Annotated in this window: 12 protein-coding genes; 4 read left to right on the top strand and 8 right to left on the bottom strand. The window is 48.1% G+C overall.

Features of this window, described 5'->3' with window-relative positions; all coding sequences use genetic code 11:
• Positions 1-56: 56 nt before the first annotated feature.
• The 5 genes from ACFS7Z_RS01400 to ACFS7Z_RS01380 all read right to left on the bottom strand — a co-directional run bounded on the left by ACFS7Z_RS01400 (position 57) and on the right by ACFS7Z_RS01380 (position 5,171).
• Entirely contained in the window at positions 57-1,010 is a 954-nt protein-coding gene (locus ACFS7Z_RS01400; RefSeq protein ID WP_377479747.1) for an acetylornithine carbamoyltransferase, read from the bottom strand.
• On the bottom strand, positions 1,010-2,164 hold the full coding sequence (locus ACFS7Z_RS01395; protein ID WP_377479745.1) for an aspartate aminotransferase family protein: 1,155 nt from the start codon (positions 2,162-2,164) through the stop codon (positions 1,010-1,012). The genes ACFS7Z_RS01400 and ACFS7Z_RS01395 overlap by 1 nt, the downstream gene beginning before the upstream one ends.
• 104 nt (positions 2,165-2,268) lie before the next feature.
• The gene (argC, locus tag ACFS7Z_RS01390) at positions 2,269-3,276 is read right to left on the bottom strand and encodes an N-acetyl-gamma-glutamyl-phosphate reductase (protein WP_377479742.1); all 1,008 of its coding nucleotides are present in this window, start codon (positions 3,274-3,276) and stop codon (positions 2,269-2,271) included.
• Positions 3,261-4,466, bottom strand: a complete 1,206-nt coding sequence (locus ACFS7Z_RS01385; RefSeq protein ID WP_377479740.1) for an argininosuccinate synthase — start codon at positions 4,464-4,466, stop codon at positions 3,261-3,263. Before ACFS7Z_RS01385 ends, argC begins: the two co-directional genes overlap by 16 nt.
• Before the next feature lie 27 nt (positions 4,467-4,493).
• Positions 4,494-5,171: a GNAT family N-acetyltransferase gene (locus tag ACFS7Z_RS01380; protein WP_377479737.1), complete on the bottom strand. Its 678-nt coding sequence runs from the start codon at positions 5,169-5,171 to the stop codon at positions 4,494-4,496.
• A gap of 577 nt (positions 5,172-5,748) precedes the next feature.
• Between ACFS7Z_RS01380 and ACFS7Z_RS01375 the strand changes: the two genes are divergently transcribed.
• Positions 5,749-6,036, top strand: coding sequence for a hypothetical protein (locus tag ACFS7Z_RS01375; RefSeq protein WP_377479733.1), 288 nt, complete (start codon positions 5,749-5,751; stop codon positions 6,034-6,036).
• 10 nt (positions 6,037-6,046) lie between these two features.
• Here the strand turns inward: ACFS7Z_RS01375 and ACFS7Z_RS01370 are convergent, their stop codons facing one another.
• Together ACFS7Z_RS01370 and ACFS7Z_RS01365 are read right to left on the bottom strand one after the other, a co-directional pair.
• Positions 6,047-7,303, bottom strand: a complete 1,257-nt coding sequence (locus ACFS7Z_RS01370) for an aspartyl protease family protein (protein ID WP_377479730.1) — start codon at positions 7,301-7,303, stop codon at positions 6,047-6,049.
• Between the two features lie 149 nt (positions 7,304-7,452).
• On the bottom strand, positions 7,453-8,805 hold the full coding sequence (locus ACFS7Z_RS01365; protein ID WP_377479726.1) for a voltage-gated chloride channel family protein: 1,353 nt from the start codon (positions 8,803-8,805) through the stop codon (positions 7,453-7,455).
• 339 nt (positions 8,806-9,144) lie between these two features.
• On the opposite strand from ACFS7Z_RS01365, the gene ACFS7Z_RS01360 reads away from it, so the two are divergent.
• From ACFS7Z_RS01360 to nhaA, 3 genes are all read left to right on the top strand, one after another.
• Positions 9,145-9,597: a GNAT family N-acetyltransferase gene (locus ACFS7Z_RS01360; protein WP_377479723.1), complete on the top strand. Its 453-nt coding sequence runs from the start codon at positions 9,145-9,147 to the stop codon at positions 9,595-9,597.
• A gap of 2 nt (positions 9,598-9,599) precedes the next feature.
• Entirely contained in the window at positions 9,600-10,685 is a 1,086-nt protein-coding gene (locus ACFS7Z_RS01355; protein ID WP_377479720.1) for an alanine racemase, read from the top strand.
• 281 nt (positions 10,686-10,966) lie between these two features.
• Positions 10,967-12,322: a Na+/H+ antiporter NhaA gene (gene nhaA, locus ACFS7Z_RS01350; protein WP_377479718.1), complete on the top strand. Its 1,356-nt coding sequence runs from the start codon at positions 10,967-10,969 to the stop codon at positions 12,320-12,322.
• Positions 12,323-12,497: 175 nt separating this feature from the next.
• Here nhaA and ACFS7Z_RS01345 read toward each other — a convergent pair whose 3' ends face one another.
• A complete protein-coding gene (locus ACFS7Z_RS01345) occupies positions 12,498-13,421 on the bottom strand; it encodes a universal stress protein (protein ID WP_377479715.1) in 924 nt (307 codons plus the stop codon).
• Between the last annotated feature and the right edge of the window lie 81 nt (positions 13,422-13,502).

Genomic DNA, 13,502 nt, shown 5'->3' with positions numbered 1-13,502 from the left:
CTTCTTTTTGAAAGGCAATCTCAGTTTATTAATACCGGAAAAGCCGATACCCCATTTTAGATTGTTTTTTCCAGCAGACGCTTTAGTATTGTCTGGGCGGTGTAGGTGCGGTTATTTGCCTGCTCCACCACCAAAGAATTCGGGCCATCCAGAATCTCGTCGCTGAGCTCCACGTTGCGGCGCACCGGCAGGCAGTGCATCACCTTTGCGTTGTTTGTGTTCCGGAGCTTTTCATTTGTCATCATCCAACCTTCGCCATCCGTCAGCACCTGTCCATACTGCGTATAGCTCGACCAGTTCTTGACATACACAAAATCTGCATCCTGCAGCGCCTCCTCTTGGTTTGTTGTCACCTGCGCACTTCTGGTAAACTCATCATCCAACTCATAGCCCTCCGGGTGTGTAATCACCAGGTCCACATCCGCCTGTCCCATCCATTCAGCAAAAGAGTTAGCGACGCACTGCGGAATTGCTTTCACGTGTGGTGCCCACGTCAGTACCACTTTTGGCCGCTTACCAGCCGGGGTGTTTTCGGTAATGGTCAGCAGGTCAGCAAAACTTTGCAGCGGGTGGCGCGTTGCTGACTCCAGGCTCACCACCGGTACTTTGCAGTAGGAGATAAATTTATGCAGCAGGTCCTCACTATAGTCCTCCTCCCTGTTCTGCAGCCTCGGAAAAGAGCGGATGCCAATGATGTCGCAGTACCGGCCCATTACGGCGGCTGCATCCTTTATATGCTCCACAGTACTGCCGTTCATGATGGCGCCCTCCTGCGTCTCCAGTGCCCAGCCTTCTTTATCTAGGTTCATCACCATCACGTTCATGCCTAGGTTGGCACCTGCTATCTGTGTACTCATGCGGGTGCGAAGGCTTGGGTTCAGAAAGAGCAGGCCCAGTGTCTTGTTCTGTCCTAATTCTTTATGTTGATACGGGTTTTGCTTCAGTTGCTGTGCTTCTTTCACCAGCTCTCTCAGGTCGGCTACATCCTGCACAGAGGTAAATTTTTCCATTAGCGGGTTTGTATGGTAGAAGTGTGAAGTATGGATTCGAAAGCAGACAGGAAAGTGTCTACTTCACGGGCGCCGATGCACAGGGGCGGCAGGAGGCGCAACGTATTTTTATCGGAGGATGAGCCGGTGAAGATACCGAATTCAGTCAGTAGCTGTTTCCGGATAGGCGCACAATGCTCCTCCAGTTCTACACCTATCATCAGTCCTTCACCCCGTACTTCCCGCACACCCGGTAACTCACGCAGGGCTTGTATTAACCTGTTGCCGATATGCTGCGCGTTCTCCAGCAGGTTCTCTTCCTCTATTACTTCCAGTACAGCCAGTGCTGCCACGCATGCCAGGTAATTACCGCCGAAGGTAGTTCCAAGCAAACCATGCTTTGCTTCAATCTTCGGGTGAATCAGAACACCAGCCACCGGAAAACCATTGCCCATCCCTTTGGCAACCGTAATCAGGTCCGGCTTCACATCGGTGTATTGGTGGGCAAAGAACCTGCCTGTGCGGCCATACCCTGTCTGTACCTCATCCAGAATCAAAAGCGCTCCTACCCGCTCACAGCCAGCGGCTACTTCTTTTAAAAATTCTCCTTCCGGTGCATGCACACCGCCAACTCCCTGTATACCTTCTACTATGACAGCAGCCAGCTCAGGCCCATGTACCTTGAGGGCATAGTTGAAAGCCTCTGTATCATTCAGAGGTACAAAAACGACGTTTTCCGTTTGATTGATGGGTGCCTGTATTGCAGGGTTATCTGTTACAGCCACAGCAGCAGAGGTACGACCATGGAAGGCTCCTTTGAATGCCAGTAACTTTTTGCGGCCTGTATGGATTGAGGCAAGTTTGAGGGCATTCTCGTTAGCCTCAGCGCCGGAACTGCACAGGAACAGGCTATAGTCCTCATAGCCACTCAGTTTCCCTAACTTCTCTGCCAGCTCCTGCTGTAGCGGCATTTGCACAGAGTTAGAATAAAAACCGATGTTGTACAGTTGGCGTGCCATGCGCTTGACATAGAGCGGATGACTGTGGCCGATGGAGATAACCGCATGGCCGCCGTAAAGGTCGAGGTAGCGTCTGCCGTGCTCGTCCCAAAGGTAGGCACCTTGGGCTTTTACAGGTGTTATATCAAAGAGGGGATAAACATCGAATAAATTCATGGTAAGGAAGTTAGAGGTAAGAGGTTAAACAATAAAGGAAGTACTTGATGTACATGGCTTGTGTCGTTATTGGTTTATGGTTATTTGTTATTAGTTGTTCGGGATTAAAAGGCGGAGCCTTTGAGGTTCAGGCCTGCCTTTTCAGGTAGGTTGAACAGCAGGTTCATATTTTGAACGGCCTGGCCGGAAGCACCTTTCAGGAGATTGTCAATCATGCTCGTGATAACCAGGTTTTTGTCCTGCTTCTCCAGGTAAAGAAGGCATTTGTTCGTGTTCACCACCTGCTTCAGGTCCGGTGTGGTAGAACTAATAGAAACAAATGGGTGCTCTTTATAGAAGGCTTTGTACTTATTTGTGGCTTCGGCTAAGCTCTGGTTGCTGCGCAGGTAGGACGTGCACAGGATGCCGCGGGTAAACGGACCACGGTATGGCACAAAGTTAATTTCCGGCAGTTTCTCTTCCTGCAATCCCTGCAGTGTGCGGCGTATCTCGTTCAGGTGCTGGTGATTCAGCGCTTTATAGTTTGAGATGTTACTGCTGCGCCAGCTGTAATGTGAGGTGGCGCTCAGACTTTGCCCAGCTCCCGTGCTACCCGTAATCCCGCTTACGTGCACCTCGTCTGTTAGCAGGTTTTCTGCTGCTAAGGGTAACAAGGCTAACTGTATGGCCGTGGCAAAACATCCTGGGTTCGCGATGTTCTCTGCTTCCTTAATGGCATTACGTTGCAGCTCAGGCAAGCCGTAAACAAAGGTACGACCCGCTTCAGTTACAGTGGCTTCATTGATGCTTTCGTTCCAGCGGAAGTCCTGGCTCAGGTCTATTACCTTGATGTGCTGCGGCAGGTCATGTGCTTCTATAAATTTCTTTGCTTCGCCATGGCCCACACACAGGAACAGCACCTCTACATCCGGTTGCAGGGAATCGGTAAAAGAAAGTTCCGTATCTCCGAGCAGGTCTTTGTGCACGTCGTAAACAGGCTTTCCTGCCTGGCTGTTGCTGTGCACAAAGGCAATTTCTACGTTGGGGTGGTGTACCAGGAGGCGTAGTAACTCTCCGCCGGTATAACCAGCACCGCCTACTATGCCTGCTTTTATGCTTACTCCGTCGCCCATGCCGCTTCGTTGTTGATGCTATGGTACATTTTGTTTTGATTACCGAAAATCTTTGCGAATCCCTTTACATCATCGGAAGTCCAGGCGCGGTTCATTTCGCCGTAGGTACCAAACTTATTGCTCATCAGATCATGCGCACTCTCGATGCCCTCTACCTGAAAACGGTATGGCGCCAGCAGCACATACACTTTTCCTGATACGTTCTGCTGCGTGCTCTCCAGGAAAGCTTCGATGTCGCGCATGGTCGGGTCCAGCAGTTGCCCCTCGTGCAGCCAGTTACCATACCACACCGACAGCTGATCTTTCCAGTACAGCTGCCATTTAGTGAGCACATGCTTTTCCAGCGTATGGTGGGCTTTAATGATGACCATTGGAGCCGCTGCCTCAAATCCCACGCGCCCTTTAATGCCGATAATCGTATCGCCAACATGAATATCACGGCCAATGGCAAACGGTGCCGCCAGTTCCTGAAGGTGCTGGATGGCCTGCACCGGGTGTCTGAATGTCTGCTCGTTCACACCCACCAGTTCACCTTTCTCGAAATGCAATATCACACGCTCCGGCTCCTGCTTGCTCAGTGGTGTCGGGTAAGCTTCTTCCGGCAATGGCAGGTGTGAAGTCAGCGTTTCTTTACCACCCACTGATGTTCCCCAGATGCCTTTGTTGATAGAATATTGCGCCTTTTGAAAGTCCATCTCCACGCCATTCTCCTTCAGGTAAGCTATCTCTTCCTCGCGCGACAACTTTTTATCACGAATCGGCGTGATGATTTCCACCTCCGGGATGATGGCCTGGAAGATCATGTCGAAGCGAACCTGGTCATTTCCGGCACCGGTACTGCCATGGGCTACATAATCTGCGTCTATTGTTTTAGCATACTTAGCAATAGCCAGTGCCTGCGTTACGCGCTCAGAGCTTACAGACAGCGGGTACACGTTGTTCTTGAGCACATTGCCAAACACCAGGTACCGGATACAGCTGTTATAGAAGTTCTCCGTTTCGTTCAGGTGTGTGTGCTTCTTAGATCCCATGGCATAGGCACGGCGCTCAATGTCTGCCAGTTCTTCCGCAGAAAACCCACCTGTATCCACTATGGCGGTATATACTTCCAGCCCCAGTTCCCGGGCAAGGTAAATGGCACAATAAGAGGTATCGAGGCCGCCACTAAAGGCTAAAACTACTTTTTTCATTCTTTTTGCTTTTCTGATTGAAGGGCATTAAGCTGCCGATACTTTACTCGCGTTCTCCGGTTGCTGTGATGGGCGCTGGCGATGCCGCATCCATCGTTCCTGCACGCTGTTGGCTTTTGGCTGCGGCTGCTTCTCCACTACTGTTAAAGCCATATAACTTTCATCCTTGGTAGGGTCAAAGAGCATCGCCGTGCAAAGGCAGTTCGTACGGTTCTTACTCTGCAGAATCTCAAAGTTTACACAGCTGCGGCAGCCTTTCCAGAATTCCTCATCATCGGTCAATTCTGAAAATGTTACCGGCTTATACCCGAGGCTTGAATTAATGCGCATCACAGGCAGGGCAGTCGTCAAACCAAAGATCTTAGCGTCGGGGTATTTGGTGCGCGACAACTCAAAGATCTTCTGCTTTATCTGTCGGGCCAAACCGCTTTTACGCAGCTCCGGCGACACGATGAGACCAGAGTTTGCCACATACTTCCCGTGGCCCCAGGTTTCTATGTAGCAAAAGCCAGCCCAGCGGCCATCTTTATGTAGGGCTATTACCGCCTTGCCTTCCTGCATTTTCTGGGCAATGTAATCCGGGGAACGCTTGGCAATGCCTGTTCCTCTGGCTTTGGCAGATTCCTCCATTTCCTGCGTAATCTGCAATGCATGAACGATGTGTTGCTCTCCGGCAACGGTAACAATGAATTCTGATTGATTCATTTTTTTAAAATATATACCCTTGCTGTGATTGCCACAGCTTAAAATCAATGAATAAAAGATTTGAATGACAAATAGCTTTTACCGGCCTCCAATTCGGTGCCTGGTTGAAACGCTATGCAGAACTGTTGAGAGAAAAAATGACTACCACATAGGCAGTCGGAAAGCACGCCGGCCTAGGGCCTGTAGCGGACTACGGAGATAGGTGTTGTGAAAACTACCCCTGGTGTAAGAGTAGAAAAAGTCGCACGCTTCGTGTTAGAAGAGTGTTTTATCATGTTTGATGATAAAAGCGCCTTTTTTTGCATTGCCTTAGTTAATTGTTAAAAATTGAGCACGATACTTATACCCAAATGAACAGGACAAATGTTTCACAATATTTTTAATATTTCAAAATTAAAAGCTGAAAAATAATTAAATACCATGAAAATAGTAGTGTAAAGTTGTTAATGCAGCAGCCTTACGCCTTAAAAACGGACAAATTTGAATTTCATTGTTCGAAAAAAACGTATTGTTGTAAATGAGCTAACTTGCGTTTTAATTCTACAGGCTCCTGCAGCCTTCTGTTCGCTTACAGTACATGGGAAAAATATCCATTGTTGTTATCATCGGTATCTTGTTTTCTGCTATTGGTATGGTTTCTTTGTTCCTGACGCGGGAGGCATTGACGGCAGCTATCTGGTTGAGCTTTGGCAATGGCCTCATTCTTTCGGATCTGCGCTTTTCAACGAAAGACGAGAAGGGAAACACTTATGTGAAGCAAGTTCCAAAGGCGAGGTACTATACCGCTATTTTTCTGATTGTGTTTGCCATTGTGTTACTTGCTCTCCAGATTTACCTGGACACACAGGCCGCAGGTGCCAATTAAAAAGGTAGGTTTAGATGCGGCTTTGCAGCACCAGGTCTACATTTAATATTTCTGATTGCCTCTTAAGACGCAGGCGCAGGGTACGTCCTGGTCTGCTTTTTAGAATATTCATCACCTCCGGTAACAATAGCTCAGCACATTTCTTCCCGTTGATGTCAAGGAGCTGGTCACCGGGTTCGAGCCCGAGCAACTCGGCTGGAGAACCGTCGATGACATTGGAAATTACATAGTAGTTGGTACCAGGCAAAGGTGTAATCACTTCAAAGCCGGCCATGTTGTAATTAAAAGGTTCTTTGAACCGGTGGTTTGGAATAAGCGTGAGCTTGCTGTTCGGGTAATCAAAAATCACGGTGAAGCGTGAAAGCACGTCAGAGCCCAGATTCCCGTTCCGGCCCCCAATGTTGATGGCTAATTTTATCGACTCCTCATCCGGATAAGAAGCAGGTATATCCTCCAGTTCATACTTGCCCAATGCAAATGCATCCACTCTGCCGATGTTTCCGTGCAGGTCGCCACTCAGGCCCCTGCCTAAATACGCTTTCATCACTTTTGGAGGAAGTGTCAGGCGCTCATCAGAAGGCAGGTAAAGTGAAAGGCTGTGGCTGGCCCCTGTGTCTACCACCAGCTTTACCCTGATTGTGTCTCCGTTGTGCTGCCTCACATTGCCGTACACATAGGCTTTTGTTCCTTCTATGTGAAGGGGATATTCCTCTGCTTTTCGCTTTTTCTTCAGTTTTGTGTCGGGCCGGTATAGTGTCAGCATTTTGTTGCTATAGTTTACTTTCACTATAAAGTTTTTGAAAATATCATACCCGATAATGCCATGGACAGGCATGCCCATATAACTGGACAGATCAAAAACATCCTCCAGCAGCACATACACCTGGTGATTAATGCCTTTGATACCCCTCATGAACATTTCGTTGCCATAAGATTCATAGGCTTCAATAGAGTGCCCCTCTCCAAGGCCGCTTAAGGTAATTTTGTTTACGTCTTTTAGGTCGAGGGAATCGTTGTGGTACAGGTGGGTGATGAGCGTGTTTTTTACACCAGTGTCCAGTATAAAGTTAAGTGGCTGTGAACCGTTTATCTGAACAGGAATGATAATGAGATTGTGGACGAGGTCGAAGGGTATATTAATCTTTTTGCGCTTGGAAGTGAAAAACACAGTGTCACTTTCCATACTCAGCCCCTCTTGTGCCGTAGCCGGGGTTAGCAGCAGACAAAAGGTAAAGCAAATCAGCATCAGGAATCCAACTCGTGCCATAACCTGAAACTCTGTAGGTTGTACAATATCAGTTCATTATAGTAATATACGAAACAAGTCTGAATAGAGCTAATTTGTTTCAGGAATACCAAATTAATCTGATAAAGAGCAGGAACATGTTGTGTTATGAGCTTCCGAAAAGGGGAAACTTACTCTTTAACTCCTCTGTTTTTGTTCTTTCTGAAGTCAGATACAGCAGTTAAACGTTGCCCCTTTTCGCGGCCAAAGAATAGGTGCTTGGGTGTTCCGATTACCTGCGAGCCATAGATGCCGGAGTGGCCAGAGAAGAGATAGGCCGTAACGCAGGCCAGTGCCATAAACACGCTGCTCTCCGCACCAAACAATTCTATGGCCATTACTGTGCAGGTAAGTGGGGTGTTGGTGGCACCAGAAAACACGGCTACAAAGCCCATACCCGCCAGAAGGGCCATCGGGAGCGGTAACACTCCGGACAAGGCATTACCCAGTGTGGCCCCGGTGAAGAAAAGCGGCGTAACCTCACCCCCTTTAAACCCTGCACCGAGTGTGAAAGCGGTGATGATGATTTTTACAATCGGGTCGTACCAGGGCATGGCCGTTTCAAAGGATTGGAGAATAGTGGGAATGCCCAAACCAATGTATTTGGTTGTGCCCATACTCCATACCACCAGCGCAATGACAGCGCCGCCCAACAGTGGCCGGTAAGGAGCATACGCAACACGCTGCTTAAAATGATAGGAGAAGAAGGAAGTGGATTTGGCAAAGGCCATACCGGCCAGTCCGAAAATTGCCCCTGCTCCTAAGGCAGAAGCAATTCCAGAGGCATTTGTTTCGGGCACAAATGGAATAGCATAGTGTATATGCCCCACACCCCAGGCTACGCAGACATAATCTGCAATAACGGCGGCAAGAAAGCTGGGGAGGAGCGCTTCGTAACGCAGCCGGCCCAATACAAAAACCTCCAGTCCAAAGATAGCACCGGCCAGAGGTGTTCCAAATAAGGAGGCAAAGCCCGCACTAATTCCGGTAATCAGCAGAATTTTGCGGTCTCGGGGGCGTAGGCGGAACAAATAAGTGAATTGATCGGCAATGGCGCCGCCCATTTGCACGGCTGTACCCTCCCGGCCTGCAGAGCCACCAAACAAGTGAGTAACTAGCGTGCCCAGGAGCACCAGCGGCGCCATCCGGAAAGGAACTACCTCCCGGGGCCTGTGTATTTCCTCCAGCAACAGGTTGTTTCCTTGCGCCGCCCTGCCTGCATAATAATGGTATAGCAGGCCAACAGCCAAACCACCCAATGGCAACAGCCAGATAATCCAAGGGTGGGCCTCCCGGTAATTTGTAACCCAGTCCAGCGCCACCAGAAAAAAAGCAGAGGCTGAACCGGCCAACCCGCCTACCAGCAAACAGATCACGAGCCACTTCAGTGTATAGATAAATGCGGTGGCTTGCTCCCCGGCAGAGCGTATGCTGCTCACAAACTTTTTCAGCGTTGACTTAGGAGATGTTTCGCGTTTTTTCATGTGCCTCGGGTGGCAAATATACAATAATGGCATTGCAATGCGTGCCGCTTTGCAGAAGTCGTGCAGCATTGCAGCAGGTTACGGGTCTGTATCTGTTAATCTCAGGAACATGGTGCCCCCTCTTTAAAGAATTATTTAAGTAACTGGGTTAGTCTGAGTGCATTCGATTGACAGGGGGTGAGAAACGTACACAATCAAGGTAATGCACCGTACAACTAACATGGCTGCACCTGGCGTTGCTGCTACCTTTACCACCTGGCCCCGCACCCGGTTTGCTGCCAGCTTCTCAAATATTTTACCACTCTGACTTTTATATCCTGATAAAAACATAATCGAAACATGGCAGAAAACCACAAGGTACGATACAACATATACACTCCAACCAATCAGCAAGGGCTGGACAAGGATGAGGTAATAGACTTCCTGTTCCACCAGCTTGATGAGTATGGAGACGAACGGAAAGATATTGCCAGCTGCCTGAGCTATGCCTTATCGGAAGCGGAAGGCAAAGGAGGGTCTGTTATGGTAGCGCGTGAAGGAGATACAGTAGTGGGTGTGCTTATACTTAATAATACCGGAATGAGCGGGTTTATACCTGAAAATATATTGGTTTACATTGCCGTTCACAGCAGCCAGCGTGGAAAAGGCGTAGGGAAGAGATTGGTGCAAATGGCTGCAGAAAATACTACCGGTAGCATTGCCCTGCACGTGGAGCCTCAAAACCCAGCCCGGCACCTGTATGAGAAAATGGGCTTTACAAATAAATATTTAGAGTATAGATTACTAAGATAACCATGGCAGTTCTAAAGCTGTACCGCGATAAACTAAAGCATAATTACAAGTACCTCGACAAGGTTTTCAAAGAGCACAACATCGATTGGGGCATTGTGACTAAATTACTCTGTGGTGAAGAAGCCTTTCTGAAAGAAGTGCTGGCACTTGGGGTTCGCGAAATCCACGACTCCCGCGTCACCAACATCAAAGCCATTAAAAAGGTGGCACCCGATGTACAGACCGTCTACATAAAACCCTCCCCCAAAAAGAGCATCCCTGAAATTGTGAAGTATGCTGATGTTTCCTTTGAAACAGAGCTGGATACTATCAGAATGGTGTCGGAGGAGGCCTTGCGGCAGGGCAAAGTGCATAAAATTATCATTATGATTGAAATGGGTGACCTTCGGGAGGGCGTGATGGGCGATGACGTGGTGAGCTTTTATGAGAAAGTGTTTGAGTTGCCTGGCATTTCAGTTGTTGGTTTAGGGGCTAATTTCAACTGTCTGCATGGTGTGATGCCCACGCGGGACAAGCTCATCCAACTCAGCCTTTACAAGCAGATCATCGATGCAAAATTCAACAAAGTGATTCCTTGGGTATCCGGTGGCACATCCGTCACTATTCCCTTGCTCTTTAACCACCAGCTGCCGCAGGGCATCAATCACTTTCGGATAGGCGAAGCGTTGTTCTTTGGTTTGAACCTGTTTACCGGGGAGACTTTTGATGGTATGCACAACGATGTGTTAGAGCTTGAGACAGAGATAATCGAATTGACGGTAAAGCCGATGGTGCCAAGTGGTATGCTGGCAGAAAACCCTAGCGGGGAAAGCTATGAACTTGATGAAAGCCTGTACGGTAAAACGTCACACCGGGCTATTCTGGATGTGGGGTTGCTGGACATCAACCCGAAGTTCCTCATTCCTGAAGATGGGCACGAAAAAGAAAAGCTCTCCGTAATCGGAGCCAGTTCTGATATGCTGGTGGTAGAGCTGGGTGAAAACCAAAGCGGTTATAAGGTAGGTGACACCCTGCGCTTTAAACTCCGGTACATGGGGGCACTAAGCCTGCTAAACTCCCGCTATGTCAGCAAAGAAGTCATTGCTTGAAAGCTAAGACATAAACAGCCCCGGAAAGTTTCGGGTCTGTTTATGTCTTAGCTTTAAGAAGAATTTTTATTAAGAGTCACCAGTTTTTCTAATCATCCAGAACAATCGTTTGGCTGCTAATTTCAATTCCCTTCCTTAACCTCCTGCTCACAAATACTGGAATAATCTACTATCACTGTTAAGACACAGGTTCTATTTTCTCCCCTTTAAAATAACCTTTACAGCGGTGTCACGTCTTTTCCACTAACAGGAAACTACTTTAAAACGTCACAGAAGTAAATATGTCAGCAAAGACCAAGCTCATTCGTCGTATTATCTTTCCATTGCAACAGTTTATTCAGGCAGAATCTTTTAGTGGTATACTTTTAATGTTTGTGACGCTTCTTGCCCTTGCCTGGGCAAACTCACCCTGGGCAGCTACTTATACTGACACCTGGAATACACCGCTCACCATTGCTTTTGGGGAATTCGGTTTAACAAAAGCGGCCATACTATGGATCAACGATGGCTTGATGGCCATCTTCTTTTTTGTGGTTGGCCTGGAAATAAAAAGGGAGATGCTGATGGGGGAACTGGCTTCACTGAAGAGTGCCGCATTCCCGGTAGTTGCGGCTTTAGGTGGCATGCTCGTTCCTGCGCTGATCTATTTCTTTCTGAACAACAATACTGCCGGAGTTTCCGGATGGGGAATCCCAATGGCCACTGATATAGCCTTCGCACTGGGCATTCTGACGCTTTTAGGGAACAGGGTGCCGCTCTCGCTGAAGCTCTTCCTTGTGGCCTTTGCTATTGTGGATGATATAGGGGCTGTACTGGTGATAGCACTTTTCTATACAGCAGAGGTTAACTTTGTTTTCCTGTTTGGAGCCATGTTAGTATTCGGTATTTTGTTGGTTTTAAGTGCACTGAGGGTACGTTACATCTGGCTGTATACCCTTTTAGGTATTGTGATGTGGGTGTTGTTTCTTAAATCTGGCGTGCACGCTACTATTGCTGGTATCCTGTTAGCCATTACAATTCCGGCCAGATCAAAAATAACGGAGACAGAGTTTGTCAAGTCAACGAACAACATTATGGCAGAACTCCATACCGTTTACTCGCCGCAGGAAAACCAGGATCGGGAAGTAGAGGAAATGGAAGAAGAACAATACCAGGCAGCTGTTTACACCATCGAGGATAATTGCGAAGAGGCCTTGTCTCCCCTGCACCGGCTGGAGCACTCGCTGCACCCGTGGGTGGCTTATGCCATCATGCCCATCTTTGCCCTGGCCAATGCGGGTATTTTCATAGATGCCAACCTGACGAGTGGTTTTTCTAATCCTATATCATGGGGCATCGTTCTTGGGCTGGTACTGGGAAAGCCAGTTGGCATCATGTTGTTTACCTGGCTGGCCTCTGTGACAGGGCTTGTATCCAAGCCGGCAACATTTTCCTGGCTGCAGGTTATAGGCGCAGGGCTTCTAGGAGGTATCGGCTTTACCATGTCCATTTTCATTGCCAACCTTGCTTTTGTGAACACTCCTTTCCTAGCGCAGGCCAAGTTTGCCATTCTCTGCGCCTCCTTCGTAGCCGGAGTCATAGCCTATTTACTACTACGCATAGCCTCCCCAAAATACGTTGAGACTAAAATAATATAAGTTTAGTGGTAACAGAGAGGCATCAAATCCCAGCTTTTACAAATAAAACATACACTAAAAGTAAGTGTGAATTTCTGTTATGGGAATTTGACTCACTACATTCTGTGACGCACCTTCCATAAGCTGACAATACATTGTACTGCCAACTAAAAAATGAAGTACGGGTATAACCTCGCTACCGGTCTATCAAAGCATCCAGAAAACCAATTTCCTCATCTTTATTCTTAAACACAAGTAACGGAACATCCATATCATGGCGCAGTATTTTCTCCGTCACACTGCCTATCACAAACAGCGCCGCCGCCGACATTCCTTTGGCACCTATCACCAGCATATCGGCACGGGCACGTTTTGCTTCTATCACCACCAGTTCGCCAATGTCATCATGTTCCCCCTGCCGTACCAGCACAAGTTGTGCCCTGTTCTGTAGTTCAGGAAACCGCTCCATCATATGCTGGTATTTCTCTCTGGCAAATTCCTGCATGCGCTTATCAAAGTCCTCATAACTGATGCCCAGGGTGATGTAGCCCGTAGGAACCTCGTATACGTGCAGGCAAACCACCTGCACCTCAGGCTTTGAGAGCGCAGAATGTAGAACACGATCCATTGCCATCTCACTATATTTAGAGAAATCGACACTGACGACGATGCGGCGCAAACGAGGCTCGTACATTTCCGGCACAAACAACACACTCAACCTGCCTGAGCGGAGAATTTTCTGTGCCAGCACACCGCTACCGCGCAGGCGCAGTTTGCGGCCCACCAGCATCAGGTCAATATCTTTAATCTTTGCCCAGTGCAGCAACTCTTTCAGGGGAGTCCCCTCCTCCACCAATATCTCTGTTTCCACCATCGTCAGTTGGCCAAAGGCGGGAGCTAATTTGGATGCAATCATCTGCCGAAGCCCCTCCTCTGCTGAGACTGCTTCTCTCTGTAGATTTTGCCGTAGCTCTGCAGGTACCTCCAGGCTTTTTTCTACATGAATAAAACAAACCTGTTCTATTTGTAATTCGGCACACAAAAAGGCAGCATAATGAATAAGGGTATCATCCATTGTGGTCAGATCTAGGCCAATCAGCAATCGTTTCAGTGTATTCATGTTAAGAAAGATTTTTTGCTTTAGATAGTATATTTACACCGCGCAATTTCAAGAAGTCTGTAACTTAAAAAGCGTAGGCGG

Source organism: Pontibacter toksunensis, assembly GCF_042686245.1.
Taxonomy (GTDB): domain Bacteria; phylum Bacteroidota; class Bacteroidia; order Cytophagales; family Hymenobacteraceae; genus Pontibacter; species Pontibacter toksunensis.
Note: the sequence above shows the minus strand (reverse complement) of the source record. Positions and strands in the feature narration are given on the sequence as shown.

Bases quoted from the DNA above. Each gene is read 5' to 3' on its own strand.
- ACFS7Z_RS01400 (WP_377479747.1), bottom strand. From the start codon at position 1,010: ATGGAAAAATTTACCTCTGTGCAGGATGTAGCCGACCTGAGAGAGCTG.
- ACFS7Z_RS01395 (WP_377479745.1), bottom strand. From the start codon at position 2,164: ATGAATTTATTCGATGTTTATCCCCTCTTTGATATAACACCTGTAAAA.
- argC (WP_377479742.1), bottom strand. From the start codon at position 3,276: ATGGGCGACGGAGTAAGCATAAAAGCAGGCATAGTAGGCGGTGCTGGT.
- ACFS7Z_RS01385 (WP_377479740.1), bottom strand. From the start codon at position 4,466: ATGAAAAAAGTAGTTTTAGCCTTTAGTGGCGGCCTCGATACCTCTTAT.
- ACFS7Z_RS01380 (WP_377479737.1), bottom strand. From the start codon at position 5,171: ATGAATCAATCAGAATTCATTGTTACCGTTGCCGGAGAGCAACACATC.
- ACFS7Z_RS01375 (WP_377479733.1), top strand. From the start codon at position 5,749: ATGGGAAAAATATCCATTGTTGTTATCATCGGTATCTTGTTTTCTGCT.
- ACFS7Z_RS01370 (WP_377479730.1), bottom strand. From the start codon at position 7,303: ATGGCACGAGTTGGATTCCTGATGCTGATTTGCTTTACCTTTTGTCTG.
- ACFS7Z_RS01365 (WP_377479726.1), bottom strand. From the start codon at position 8,805: ATGAAAAAACGCGAAACATCTCCTAAGTCAACGCTGAAAAAGTTTGTG.
- ACFS7Z_RS01360 (WP_377479723.1), top strand. From the start codon at position 9,145: ATGGCAGAAAACCACAAGGTACGATACAACATATACACTCCAACCAAT.
- ACFS7Z_RS01355 (WP_377479720.1), top strand. From the start codon at position 9,600: ATGGCAGTTCTAAAGCTGTACCGCGATAAACTAAAGCATAATTACAAG.
- nhaA (WP_377479718.1), top strand. From the start codon at position 10,967: ATGTCAGCAAAGACCAAGCTCATTCGTCGTATTATCTTTCCATTGCAA.
- ACFS7Z_RS01345 (WP_377479715.1), bottom strand. From the start codon at position 13,421: ATGAATACACTGAAACGATTGCTGATTGGCCTAGATCTGACCACAATG.